The 12,367-nt window shown below is 55.0% G+C and carries 10 protein-coding genes and 1 other RNA gene; all 11 read left to right on the top strand.

What is annotated here, in order from left to right; all coding sequences use genetic code 11:
* Nucleotides 1-23: 23 nt before the first annotated feature.
* A complete protein-coding gene (rsmI, locus tag EIZ48_RS13455; protein WP_160652232.1) occupies nt 24-884 on the top strand; it encodes a 16S rRNA (cytidine(1402)-2'-O)-methyltransferase in 861 nt (286 codons plus the stop codon).
* A 98-nt stretch (nt 885-982) separates the two neighbouring features.
* Nucleotides 983-1,365: RNase P RNA component class A (gene rnpB / locus EIZ48_RS13450), an RNA gene on the top strand.
* A gap of 374 nt (nt 1,366-1,739) precedes the next feature.
* On the top strand, nt 1,740-2,687 hold the full coding sequence (gene rsmH, locus EIZ48_RS13445; protein WP_160652229.1) for a 16S rRNA (cytosine(1402)-N(4))-methyltransferase RsmH: 948 nt from the start codon (nt 1,740-1,742) through the stop codon (nt 2,685-2,687).
* Nucleotides 2,684-3,004 carry a cell division protein FtsL gene (gene ftsL, locus EIZ48_RS13440; protein WP_160652226.1) on the top strand — a complete coding sequence of 107 codons (321 nt, stop codon included), beginning with the start codon at nt 2,684-2,686 and terminating at the stop codon, nt 3,002-3,004. Before rsmH ends, ftsL begins: the two co-directional genes overlap by 4 nt.
* A gap of 8 nt (nt 3,005-3,012) precedes the next feature.
* Nucleotides 3,013-4,782: a penicillin-binding transpeptidase domain-containing protein gene (locus EIZ48_RS13435; protein WP_075762362.1), complete on the top strand. Its 1,770-nt coding sequence runs from the start codon at nt 3,013-3,015 to the stop codon at nt 4,780-4,782.
* Complete coding sequence (gene murE, locus EIZ48_RS13430) at nt 4,769-6,280, top strand: UDP-N-acetylmuramoyl-L-alanyl-D-glutamate--2,6-diaminopimelate ligase (RefSeq protein WP_160652223.1); 1,512 nt, start codon at nt 4,769-4,771, stop codon at nt 6,278-6,280. The genes EIZ48_RS13435 and murE overlap by 14 nt, the downstream gene beginning before the upstream one ends.
* Complete coding sequence (gene murF, locus EIZ48_RS13425; RefSeq protein ID WP_160652220.1) at nt 6,277-7,680, top strand: UDP-N-acetylmuramoyl-tripeptide--D-alanyl-D-alanine ligase; 1,404 nt, start codon at nt 6,277-6,279, stop codon at nt 7,678-7,680. The genes murE and murF overlap by 4 nt, the downstream gene beginning before the upstream one ends.
* Nucleotides 7,680-8,762, top strand: a complete 1,083-nt coding sequence (gene mraY, locus EIZ48_RS13420) for a phospho-N-acetylmuramoyl-pentapeptide-transferase (RefSeq protein ID WP_160652217.1) — start codon at nt 7,680-7,682, stop codon at nt 8,760-8,762. The genes murF and mraY overlap by 1 nt, the downstream gene beginning before the upstream one ends.
* Nucleotides 8,763-10,100: a UDP-N-acetylmuramoyl-L-alanine--D-glutamate ligase gene (gene murD / locus EIZ48_RS13415; RefSeq protein ID WP_160652214.1), complete on the top strand. Its 1,338-nt coding sequence runs from the start codon at nt 8,763-8,765 to the stop codon at nt 10,098-10,100.
* The gene (gene ftsW, locus EIZ48_RS13410; protein WP_160652211.1) at nt 10,100-11,308 is read left to right on the top strand and encodes a cell division protein FtsW; all 1,209 of its coding nucleotides are present in this window, start codon (nt 10,100-10,102) and stop codon (nt 11,306-11,308) included. Before murD ends, ftsW begins: the two co-directional genes overlap by 1 nt.
* A complete protein-coding gene (gene murG / locus EIZ48_RS13405; RefSeq protein WP_160652208.1) occupies nt 11,295-12,359 on the top strand; it encodes an undecaprenyldiphospho-muramoylpentapeptide beta-N-acetylglucosaminyltransferase in 1,065 nt (354 codons plus the stop codon). Before ftsW ends, murG begins: the two co-directional genes overlap by 14 nt.
* The last annotated feature ends 8 nt before the right edge of the window (nt 12,360-12,367 follow it).

The raw sequence follows: 12,367 nt of genomic DNA, 5'->3' as shown, positions 1-12,367 counted from the left end.
ATTGCAGATGAGATCTTAGACAAATGAGTGAGACCAATTCATGCACGGTAGATGTCGCAACTTTGTACATCGTACCTACACCAATCGGTAATTTAGCGGACATCACGCAGCGTGCATTGGATGTATTAGCAAATGTGGATTTAATTGCCGCAGAAGATACACGCCATACATCACGCTTGTTGACACATTTCTCTATCTCAACCCGCACCTTTGCACTTCATGATCACAATGAGCAGCAAAAAGCCGATTATCTGATCGAGAAGCTACAGGCAGGCACGAGCATCGCCCTGGTATCGGATGCCGGTACTCCCCTGATTAGCGACCCAGGATACCATCTGGTCAACCGTTGTCGTCAGGCGGGTGTCAAAGTTGTTCCTCTGCCGGGCCCGTGTGCCGTGGTAACGGCATTGAGCGGGGCGGGCCTGCCGTCGGATCGCTTTAGTTTCGAAGGCTTTTTGCCGCCGAAAAGCAAAGGGCGCCGGGATCGCTTCCAGGAGCTGGCCGATGATGAGCGGACGATGATTTTTTATGAATCACCGCATCGAATCATGGACTCGCTGGCGGATATGCTGGCTGTGCTGGGGCCTGAGCGCCAGGTGGTGCTGGCCCGCGAGCTGACCAAAACCTATGAAACCATCCATGGCGCACCGCTGGGGGAACTGGTGGAATGGCTGGGCGAGGACAGCAACCGTACCCGCGGCGAGATGGTTCTGCTGGTGGCGGGCCACCGGGCGCAGAAAGACGATCTGCCGGCAGATGCACTGCGAACCGTGACTTTGCTGACCAAGGAGCTACCGCTGAAGAAGGCGGCGGCGCTTGCTGCCGAGATCCATGGCGTGAAGAAGAACGCGCTGTATAAGTGGGGACTGGAGAACCTCGATTAATTTATCGGGACCCGGGGCGGTACCTTTTTCGACCGTTTCGGCTTGTTGTGGGATATTTCACTGGTAACTGTGACCCGAGTCCTATACAATCCGTCGCCGGAGTTGGCTAAGGTAACCGCTGCCTCGTTGATGTCCTTTGGGAGACTGACGGGGGGGAGGAAAGTCCGGGCTCCATAGGGCAGGGTGCCAGATAACGTCTGGGGGGCGTGAGCCCACGACCAGTGCAGCAGAGAGTAAACCGCCGATGGCTCGCTTGCGAGTACAGGTAAGGGTGAAAGGGTGCGGTAAGAGCGCACCGCGCGGCTAGTAATAGTTCGTGGCACGGTAAACTCCACCCGGAGCAAGACCAAATAGGTCCCTAATGGCGTGGCCCGCGTTGGGGACGGGTAGGTTGCTTGAGCCTGTGAGCGATTGCAGGCCTAGATGAATGGTTACCACCGCGTAAGCGGGACAGAACCCGGCTCATCAGCCAACTCCCCTCTTTTTGCATAGAAGGTGGTGCCATGCTTTGGAAACAAAGCGGGCATCACCTTTTATCGTTTTAGGGCTCAATTTCACAAAATTGAATTAATTAGCCCGTATCTGCCTAGTATCAATGTAAAACCTCCATATAGCATTATTATTTGTTTGTCAGAAATCGGGGCTCTCGCTTGACAACTTTTTTGTCTCATACGTACACTTTGCGGTGGGATTTTGCGGGAAAAGCCGTTTTTAACGATAAATAAATGTGCTTAATTACCTAATGCTATGAATTGGCAAGGTTATTTTCCTTCTGAATATACACTTTCAGGCTGAGGTTGTCGCAGCATACCTGGACATCCTTGGTTGGCTTTCACTACAGCTGAACTTATTTTTATGTCTGAACAATTTGAGCACGTTTCCGTTTTACTCCAAGAGTCTGTAGACGGTCTGGCTATTAAACCTGATGGAATTTATGTCGACGGGACTTTTGGCCGTGGTGGACACAGCCGATTGATTTTATCTCAGCTCGGTGAAAATGGTCGTCTATACAGTATTGATCGCGATCCGCAGGCGATTGCCGAAGCACAGAAAATTGATGATCCGCGCTTTACGATTATCCATGGCCCGTTTTCAGGCCTGGCTAAATATATGGAAGAGCGTGATCTGATCGGCCGGGTAGACGGTGTGCTGTTGGATCTTGGCGTGTCATCACCGCAGCTGGACGATGCCGAGCGAGGCTTCAGCTTTATGCGTGACGGCCCGTTGGACATGCGGATGGATCCGACTTCCGGTGTTTCTGCTGCCGATTGGCTGGCAGAGGCGGACGCCGACGATATTGCCTGGGTATTGAAAGAGTTTGGTGAGGAGCGGTTTGCCAAGCGCATTGCCCGTGGCATTGTCGCGCACCGCGAGAACCCGGAAAAAGAGCCGCTGACACGTACCACACAGCTGGCCAGCCTGATTGCCGAGGTCTCCCCTTTCCGGGACAAACATAAACACCCGGCAACCCGTAGTTTCCAGGCTATCCGCATTTACATCAATAGCGAGCTGGAAGAGATTGATACCGCGTTGCACGGCGCCGTTAAAGTATTGGCTCCGGGCGGCCGACTGTCCGTGATCAGTTTTCACTCGCTGGAAGACCGGATGGTAAAACGCTTCATTCGCAAGCAGAGCAAAGGGCCGGAAGTACCGGCAGGCCTGCCGCTGACTGAAGATCAGATCAAGGCGCTGGGTACGGCCGACTTGAAGACGGTCGGCAAGGCCATCAAGCCGTCGAAGTCAGAAATTAGTGATAATACGCGCTCGCGCAGTTCAGTGTTGCGACTGGCTGAGCGCGTATGAGTTCGGCACCGGAACCCACAGAGAGCCTGGCTCGCCTGATCGCACGGGATCTCGTGTCGGTAGGGCGGGTACCGTCGGTACTGCTGGTTCTGGTGCTTGCTTCTGCCCTGGGGGTGGTATTGATCACCCATCATTCACGTCAGTTGATCGCCCAGCAGGAGCAGCTGCTGATTGAGCGGGATCAGCTGGATATCGAATGGCGAAATCAGATCCTTGAGGAAAACTCTCTGTCGGAACACAGTCGGATTGAGCGACTGGCCGAGAAGGAGCTTGAGATGAATCGCCCTTCCAGAGACAGTGAAGTCGTCGTACAGTAATAGGTTTGATGAATATATTTAAGCGCCAGCAATCAAAGAATCAGCGTCGCCAAAAAGCGCCACCGGTTTTTATCCCGTGGCGCTTTGGTGTTATATGCGGTTGCGTTGTATTGGCTTTGGTTGCCCTGGTTGGCCGGGCGGCCTACATTCAGGTGCTGGAGCCGGGCAAGTTGATACAGGAAGGCGATATGCGCTCGCTAAGGGTCAAGGCCATGCCTTCGGCCCGCGGGATCATTTCCGATCGCAACGATGAACATCTTGCTGTCAGTGTACCGGTTCAGGCCGTCTGGGCCGATCCGGTGCAAATCTATAAAAACGGGGGGATCCAGGTACCGGAACGCTGGTTCGCGCTGGCGGATGTCCTTGGACTGGATCGCCAGAAGCTGCTTGCCCGCCTTGAAAAAAACAAAAAGCGCCGCTTTATCTACCTCCAGCGCCAGGTCAGCCCAGCGATGGCGTCCTATGTCAACAAGCTTAAGCTGCCCGGCGTCGGCCTGAAGGATGAATCTCGCCGCTTTTATCCCGCCGGCGAAGTCAGTGCTCACCTGATAGGGGTGACGGGGATTGACAGTCATGGCCTTGAAGGTGTCGAAAGTACCTATGATGGCTGGCTGACCGGTGAACCGGGTCGCAGGACGGTACGCAAAGACCGTTATGGCCGGGTGGTTGAAAATATTTCCCTCAAGAAGCGCGAGCCGGGTCAGCCGTTGACCCTCAGTATCGACCAGCGCTTGCAGGCCGTTGCCTATCGTGCCGTGAAACAGGCGGTTGCCGACTATCAGGCGACCTCTGCCACGGTGGTGATGGTCGATGTACGTACCGGTGAGGTACTGGCGATGGTCAATGCCCCTTCCTATAACCCGAACAACCGCAACCAGCTACAGAGCTTCAGGATGCGCAACCGCTCCATTACCGATGCCATGGAGCCGGGGTCGACCATCAAGCCGTTTGTGGTCTTGGCTGCCATGGAAAATGGCGTGGCCGACGAAGATACCATTATCGATACCGGTAACGGCCTGATGCAGGTCGGTGGTAGCCGGGTCAGGGATGTGTCCCGGGTCGGTAAGGCCAATCTGGCCAAAATCCTCCAGAAATCCAGTAATATCGGGGTCAGCAAGCTCTCCCTGGCGATGCCGATCGATGCGGTGCTGGGCATGTACAGCAGCGTTGGGCTGGGGGATGCCTCGGGGATCAACTTGATAGGCGAGGCACAGGGCTTTTTCCCGGATCGTCGTCGCTGGTCGGATTTTGAAAGGGCAACACTGGCCTTCGGGTATGGGATTTCCGTGACGCCGATTCAGCTGGTACGCGCCTATGCCACGCTTGGGGCGATGGGCGTGAACCGCCCGTTGTCGATCCTGAAAACGGAAGATGTTGTCCCGGGACGTCAGGTTGCATCGGTAGAAAATACACGCAAGTTGCTGAATATGCTGGAGATGGTAACCGGCGAAGAGGGCAGCGCCAAACGTGCTGCTGTACCGGGCTATCGCGTCGGGGCGAAAACCGGTACCGCCAAGAAAGCGGCGGCGGGTGGATATAGCGATGAATACATTGCAATGACCGCCGGGCTGGCACCGATCAGCAATCCTCGCCTGGCGATGGTGGTTGTGGTGAATGAGCCACAGGGTGACAAATATTACGGTGGCGCCATTGCGGCACCCATTTTCTCGGAAGTGATGGAAAGTGCACTTCAGATTTTGAATGTTCCGCCGGATGCAGGAACAGGTGAACAGTTGAATATCGTCAATAACAGAGGCAATGCGCATGCCGGTACTTAATCAGAATAATAAAGTGGGAGCGTTGCTGTCTCCATGGGTGGCGGCACTGCCTGCCGAGCTTGCCGATATCGAGTTAACCGGGATGACACTGGACAGCCGTCAGGTAAGTACCGGTGAGATGTTTGTGGCGGTTAACGGCCATGCGGTGGATGGACGGCGGTTTATCCCTGCTGCAATCGAAGCGGGCGCGGCTGTGATTTTGGCGGAGGCTGACGAGAGCACCGACAACGGGACGGTGGCAAGCCAGAACGGGGTTGCGATTGTTTACCTTTACCAGCTTGGACAGCAGTTATCGGCGATAGCCCGTCGTCTTTATGGCCAGCCTGATGAGCAGTTGAAGCTTGTTGCTATCACGGGAACCAACGGCAAGACCACTATCAGCCAGTTGCTGGCACAGTGGGCCGGGCAGCTTGGCTATTGTGCCGGGGTGATGGGCACAACCGGTAACGGTTTACTGCAGCAGTTGAAACCGGCAGTAAATACCACCGGTAGTGCGATTGAAATCCAGCAGGTACTGGCGGGGCTGGTTGAAGAGGGGGCCAATTTTGCCGCGATGGAAGTCTCTTCTCATGGCTTGGTACAGGGGCGGGTCAGGGCTTTGGATTTTGCTGCAAGCATCTTTACCAACCTGAGCCGGGATCATCTTGATTATCATGGTGATATGGCCTCTTATGCCGCGGCTAAGCAAACCCTGTTTACCGACCACAACTCAGGCACTGCAATTATTAATGCCGATGACGAGGTTGGCCGCGAGTGGTTGCTCACATTGCCGGAAGCGGTAGCGGTTGTCAGTGATAAATCCCGTCTGAGTGGGCATGCCGGTCGTGCCTTGTGGCTTGAACAGGTGGAATATAGCACCCGTGGCGTAACCGTTTGTTTTGACTCCTCATGGGGGGGCGGACAGTTTACGGCACCGCTGGTTGGCTCATTTAACGTGATGAACCTGATGCTGGCGCTGGCGACCCTGCTGGCTACCGGACACGCTTTGCCGCGCCTGATTGAGACCGCGCCAAGGCTTCAGGCAGTGATTGGCCGAATGGAAGTTTTTCAAAAGCCTGACAAACCTATGATGGTTGTTGATTATGCTCATACCCCAGATGCACTGGAAAAAGCTTTGCAGGCTCTACGCGTGCACTGTCGCGGAAAGCTATGGTGTATTTTCGGCTGCGGCGGCGATCGTGATAACGGCAAGCGCCCGATGATGGCTGAGATTGCGGAGCGGTTGGCAGATCAAATCATTCTGACTGACGACAACCCGCGCAGTGAAGACCCTACTGTTATCGTGGCGGATATGCTTGGGGGGCTGAAACAGCCGGATTCAGCTGCTGTGATCCATGACCGCCATGCAGCCTGTAAGTGGGCACTGACCCATGCCGGGGCAGACGATATTGTGCTGGTTGCCGGTAAGGGGCATGAAGATTATCAGATCCTTGCTGACCGGACTATTCACTACTCCGACCGCGAAACTGTCGAGGAACTACTGGAGAATAATGCATGATTGAAGTTCAGCTTTCACTGTTGGCTGAAGTACTTGAGGCTGAACTGATAGGTAGTGATGCGATCATTGCCGATGTGTCAACCGATACCCGCAAGATTGCGGATCAGACCCTGTTTATCGCGCTCAAGGGCGAGCGTTTCGATGCCCATGACTTTTGCCAGGCTGCCAAGGATAATGGGGCTGGCGCGCTGTTAGTGAGCAAGCACTTACCCATTGAGCTGCCACAACTGGTGGTTAAAGATACCCGCCTGGCGCTGGGACAGCTCGGGGCCTGGCTCAAGGCCAGAATGCAACAGCAATATGGCCTGAAGACACTGGCACTGACTGGCAGTTGCGGCAAAACCACGGTCAAGGAAATGGTTGCCGCGATCCTGAGCCAGAAAGGCAAGGTGCTGGCGACCGGCGGCAACTTCAATAATGATATTGGTGTTCCCCTGACGCTGTTGCGCCTGGAGCCTGAACATGAATTTGCAGTGATTGAACTTGGTGCAAACCACCAGCAGGAAATCGCCTATACCACGGCACTGGTGAAACCACAGGTTGCGCTGATCAACAACCTGGCTGCCGCACACCTTGAAGGGTTCGGTTCGCTGCAAGGGGTTGCCAAGGCCAAAGGCGAGATTTTTGAAGGCCTTGCGCCAGGTCGGGAAGACAGCGCGGTTGCGACGACGGCCATTATCAATCTTGACTCGAATGAACTGGCTATGTGGCAGCCTGCACTGGCCGGCCATCGGGTGGTGACGTTCTCTGCCACCCGGTCCGATGCTGATTTCTCGGTTAGTGACATATTTATTAACAGTCTGGGGCGGGCTTGTTTTACAATGCGCACCCCTGACGGTGACGTGCCTGTCGAGCTGACCTTGCCGGGCGCCCACAATATTGCCAATGCGCTGGCCGCCGCTGCGCTCAGTATGGCAATGGGAGCGACACTGGAGCAAATCAGGCAAGGGCTGGCAGAGGTGGAAAACGTCAAGGGGCGGGTTGATATTACCTCGCCGCGTTCGGGGCTTCGCCTCATCGACGATACCTATAATGCCAGTGTGGCTTCGGTGAAGGCTGCGATTGATCTGCTTGCCACTTTTTCGGGCCAGCGCTGGTTTGTGCTCGGTGATATGGCAGAGTTGGGCGATGACAGTGCAGCCCTGCACCGCGAAGTCGCTGAGTATGCCATGGCCAAACAGCTGGATCAGGTGCTGACATTTGGCCAGGCCAGTGCCGTGGTCAGTGAAATGAATCACGGACAACATTTTGATGATAAATCAGCCCTGATCAGCTTGCTGAAGGAACAGCTACATCATCAACAACTTAATTCACAACATACTGAAATTACAGTGTTGGCAAAGGGAGCACGTAGTTCCCGAATGGAAGACGTTATTGCCGCGCTGCAGGAAAATGCATAATGATTTACTGGTTAGCTGACTTACTAGAGTCCACGTTCCCTTTTTTCCGTCTGTTTGAGTACCTGACGTTCCGTGCGATTGTCAGTGTGCTGACGGCCTTGCTGCTCTCGCTGTGGATTGGCCCGCGTCTGATTGCCCGTCTGCAACTGCTGCAAATCGGCCAGGTTGTACGCCATGACGGCCCTGAGTCGCACTTTAGCAAGCGGGGTACGCCGACGATGGGCGGCATCATGATCCTGGCGGCGATAGCCATCACTGTGTTGCTGTGGGCTGATCTGTCTAACCCTTATGTCTGGGCGGTGCTTACCGTCATGCTGGGCTACGGTGCCGTCGGTTTTGTCGATGATTATCGCAAAGTCGTCCGTAAGAACACCGATGGCCTGATCGCGCGCTGGAAGTACTTCTGGCAGTCGGTGATTGCCTTTGGTGTTGCCTTTGCCCTGTATGTGCATGGTCAGGACACAGTGGCAACGCAGCTGGTGGTTCCATTTTTTAAAGATGTGATGCCACAGCTGGGTCTGTTTTATATCGTCTTCACTTATTTTGTCATTGTCGGTACCAGTAACGCGGTAAACCTGACCGATGGCCTTGACGGGCTGGCAATCATGCCGACGGTTATGGTGGCGGCCGGTATGGCCTTCATTGCCTGGGCAACCGGCAATGTAAACTTTGCCAACTACCTGCATATTCCTTATTTGAAAGATGCCAGTGAACTGGTCGTGGTGTGTACGGCGATTGTCGGCGCAGGTCTTGGTTTCTTGTGGTTCAACACCTATCCGGCACAAGTCTTTATGGGCGATGTGGGCTCGCTGGCTCTGGGCGGGGCGCTGGGTACGATTGCTGTGCTGGTACGTCAGGAGCTACTGCTGGTGATCATGGGCGGTGTATTCGTGATGGAAACCGTATCGGTGATCCTGCAGGTCGGTTCGTACAAACTGCGTGGTCAGCGTATTTTCCGTATGGCGCCGATCCATCACCACTATGAACTCAAGGGCTGGCCGGAGCCGCGGGTTATTGTCCGTTTCTGGATCATTACCCTGATGCTGGTTCTGATTGCATTGGCAACTCTGAAGGTACGTTAAATGAATGGCTTAGACGGTGTGAAAAAGGTTGTGGTTATCGGCCTGGGAATGACCGGGCTGTCGGTGGTCAACCACCTGCTGCGTCAACCTGGCGAGATGGATATTAAAGTGATCGATACCCGTCCGACACCGCCTGGGCAAGACAAGTTGCCGCCGCAGGTTGCACTATGCAGCGGGAGCTGGAACATGGACTGGCTGCTGGCCGCAGATATGATCGTGGCCAGCCCCGGTATCGCCCTGGCGACCCCTGAGCTGGTGACAGCCGCAAAGGCCGGCATCGAGATAGTTGGCGATATCGAGTTGTTTGCCCGGGCGGTTAACAAGCCGGTTGTGGCAATCACCGGCTCGAACGGAAAAAGTACCGTTACCAGCCTGGTCGGTGAAATGGCCAAAGAAGCCGGGATCGATGTAGGAGTCGGCGGTAATATCGGTTTTGCGGCTCTGGATATGCTGGCGCAGGACCATGATATCTATGTGCTTGAGCTATCCAGTTTTCAGTTGGAAACCACCTCTTCGCTGCAGCTGAATGCGGCGGTCTATCTCAACCTTTCCGAAGATCATATGGATCGTTATGACGGTCTGGCAGACTACAGCCGGGCCAAAATGCGGATCTTTGACCATGCCGAGCTTGCGGTGTTTAACCGTGATGATCTGGCTACTCGCCCTGCGGCTTTTGCCGGCGAGATAACCAGTTTTGGCTTTGATTCTGCTGCCTATGGCCTGATTAGCATTGATGGCGAGGAATACCTTGCTGTGTCACAGCAGCCGGTGATGGCAACCCGGGAGATTGCCCTGGTTGGCCGTCACAATGTGGCCAACAGCCTGGCGGCACTGGCACTGGCTGATGCGGTAGATATTGAACATTCGGCGGCATGCCGGGCATTAAAGCGATATAACGGTCTGGCTCACCGTTGCCAGCTGGTGGCCAGCTACCATAACGTACAATGGGTGAACGACTCCAAGGCAACCAATCTGGCCAGTACCCTGGCGGCACTAAAAGGACTGAGCCTATCCGGCAAGCTGCATTTGCTGGTTGGGGGCGATGGTAAAGGGGCGGATTTTTCTGAACTTAAGCCCGTGTTAGCTGACTTAGATGTACAGTTATATTGTTATGGGCGGGACGGCTATCAGTTTGCCCCGCTTGTTGAAACCCCGTTATCGGTCGAGACCATGGAGCAGGCAATGATTATAGCGGCAGAAACAGCTCAGGCTGGTGATATGGTGTTGTTATCGCCAGCATGTGCCAGCTTTGACCAGTTCCCGAACTTTATGGCCCGGGGCGATGCCTTTGTCGAGCTGGCGACCGAGCTGCAATTCAAAGTTGCCGGAGTGAGTTGATGCTGGGAGCGTTCAGAGAGAATTGCGCATCTTTCGGCGAATGGCTGACAAGGCCTGCGGCACCTAGCATGTATGATCGCCAGCTGGTGTGGATTGCACTGGCATTGATGGTGACCGGACTGGTGATGGTGACATCTGCCTCCGTGCCCGTTGCCACTCGACTGACCGATATGCCTTTCTACTTTGCCCTGCGTCACGGCTTTTTTCTGGCTTGCTCGCTGGTGATAGCCGGTTTCATGGTGCAAATCCCGCTTGAGCGCTGGCGCCAGTTCAGTGTACCCATGCTGCTGGTCTCGATTTTGTTGTTGATTGCCGTGCTGGTCGTCGGACGGTCGGTCAATGGTGCCGCTCGCTGGATCCCGTTGGGGATATTTAACCTCCAGCCGGCCGAGGTGGCAAAGTTGTCGCTGTTTATCTTTTTGGCCGGTTATCTGGTCCGCCAGTACCATCAGGTTCGCGATAGCTTTTTTGGCTTTATCAAACCGCTGGTCGTGCTGGCTGTGCTGGCCGGTTTGTTGCTGCAGCAGCCGGATCTGGGCTCATTCGTTGTGATGTTCGTTACCACCGTCGGCATGCTGTTTATTGCCGGTGCTAAATTATGGCAGTTTCTGGCGATGCTGGCAGCTGCGATGATGGGAATCGCCCTGCTGATTGTTTTTGAGCCGTATCGTCTGCGCCGGGTCACTTCGTTTATGGACCCGTGGGAGGATCCTTTTGGTAGCGGTTACCAGCTCACCCAGTCACTGATGGCCTTTGGCCGCGGAGATTGGCTGGGTCAGGGGCTGGGCAACTCGATTCAGAAACTGGAATATTTACCCGAGGCGCATACGGATTTTGTGTTTGCCGTTCTGGCTGAAGAAGTCGGCCTGATTGGGGTGACGGTTGTACTATTGTTGATTTTTTCCTTGGTTTTCAAAGCGCTATTTATCGGGCGCAAATGCCTGCAGTCAGGGCAGCTGTTTGGTGGCTTTCTGGCATTCGGCTTTGGCTTCTGGTTTGCCTTCCAGACTCTGGTCAACGTAGGAGCGGCCGCAGGGCTGGTCCCGACCAAGGGGCTGACACTGCCGCTGATCAGTTACGGTGGTTCCAGTTTATTTATCATGGCAACGGCAGTCGCCATATTGATACGCATTGATCATGAGCAGCGTCTCGCTGCCAAGTATGGTCCTGCAGAAGAATTAGATGATGACGACAATGAACAAGAATAAACGCCTGCTGGTGATGGCCGGTGGCACTGGTGGCCATGTTTTTCCCGGACTTGCCGTGGCCAAGAAACTGCAGCAAGAGGGATGGGACATTCGCTGGCTGGGGACTGCCGACCGGATGGAGGCTGATCTGGTGCCTAAACATGGTATCGAGATTGACTTTATCAAGGTGAAGGGGCTGCGGGGGCAGGGTATTGCCCGCTTGCTGGCGGCACCGTTTAAGATCCTGGGGGCGATTTTGCAGGCGCGCCAGTATATCAAGGCCTGGCAGCCCGATGCGGTATTGGGCATGGGCGGCTATGTCAGTGGTCCGGGTGGCGTTGCGGCCTGGCTTTCCGGTGTACCGGTTGTTCTGCATGAGCAGAATGCCGTGGCGGGGCTGACCAATCAGTGGCTCTCGCGCATTGCCTCGAAGGTGTTGCAGGCGTTTCCTGGCGCGTTTACCGATACCGAGGTTGTCGGTAACCCGGTGCGCAAGGATGTGACCTTGCTGCCTGCGCCGAGCGAGCGTTTTGCCGAACGCCAGGGGCCGATCCGTATTCTGGTGATGGGCGGCAGCCAGGGCGCTCGTATTTTGAATCAGACGATGCCTGAGGTTGCCGGCATACTGGGCGACCAGGTGACCATTTGGCACCAGGCGGGTAAAGGCAGCCTCGATGCTACCGAACAGGCTTACAGAGACAAAACAGAAACGGCTCACAAGGTCACCGAGTTTATCGATGATGTTGCGGCAGCCTATGCATGGGCGGACATTGTTGTCTGCCGCTCCGGCGCTCTGACGGTATCTGAACTATCGGCTGCCGGCGTCGGCGCCATCTTTATCCCGTTTATGCACAAGGACCGCCAGCAGGCATTGAATGCCGATCACCTGGTGCAGTGCGGAGCGGCGAAAATGATTGAGCAAATGGATCTGACCGTACAGGGCCTGGCAGAAGAATTAAACCAATTAGACCGTGGCTCGCTTGCCAAGATGGCAAGTGCTGCGCGTGATGCAGCGATCCTCGACGCCGACGTGCGCGTTGCCGATGTGATCAAGTCGCTAGCAAATAAATAAGAGACAGA

The sequence above is a fragment of the Photobacterium alginatilyticum genome (assembly GCF_009910675.1).
Lineage (GTDB): Bacteria > Pseudomonadota > Gammaproteobacteria > Enterobacterales > Vibrionaceae > Photobacterium > Photobacterium alginatilyticum.
The sequence above is the reverse complement of the archived record's forward strand: the minus strand, read 5'-3'. Positions and strand labels throughout refer to the sequence as shown.

Bases quoted from the DNA above. Each gene is read 5' to 3' on its own strand.
- murE (WP_160652223.1), top strand. From the start codon at position 4,769: ATGCCGGTACTTAATCAGAATAATAAAGTGGGAGCGTTGCTGTCTCCA.
- murD (WP_160652214.1), top strand. From the start codon at position 8,763: ATGAATGGCTTAGACGGTGTGAAAAAGGTTGTGGTTATCGGCCTGGGA.
- rsmH (WP_160652229.1), top strand. From the start codon at position 1,740: ATGTCTGAACAATTTGAGCACGTTTCCGTTTTACTCCAAGAGTCTGTA.
- rsmI (WP_160652232.1), top strand. From the start codon at position 24: ATGAGTGAGACCAATTCATGCACGGTAGATGTCGCAACTTTGTACATC.
- murG (WP_160652208.1), top strand. From the start codon at position 11,295: ATGAACAAGAATAAACGCCTGCTGGTGATGGCCGGTGGCACTGGTGGC.
- ftsW (WP_160652211.1), top strand. From the start codon at position 10,100: ATGCTGGGAGCGTTCAGAGAGAATTGCGCATCTTTCGGCGAATGGCTG.
- ftsL (WP_160652226.1), top strand. From the start codon at position 2,684: ATGAGTTCGGCACCGGAACCCACAGAGAGCCTGGCTCGCCTGATCGCA.
- EIZ48_RS13435 (WP_075762362.1), top strand. From the start codon at position 3,013: ATGAATATATTTAAGCGCCAGCAATCAAAGAATCAGCGTCGCCAAAAA.
- murF (WP_160652220.1), top strand. From the start codon at position 6,277: ATGATTGAAGTTCAGCTTTCACTGTTGGCTGAAGTACTTGAGGCTGAA.
- mraY (WP_160652217.1), top strand. From the start codon at position 7,680: ATGATTTACTGGTTAGCTGACTTACTAGAGTCCACGTTCCCTTTTTTC.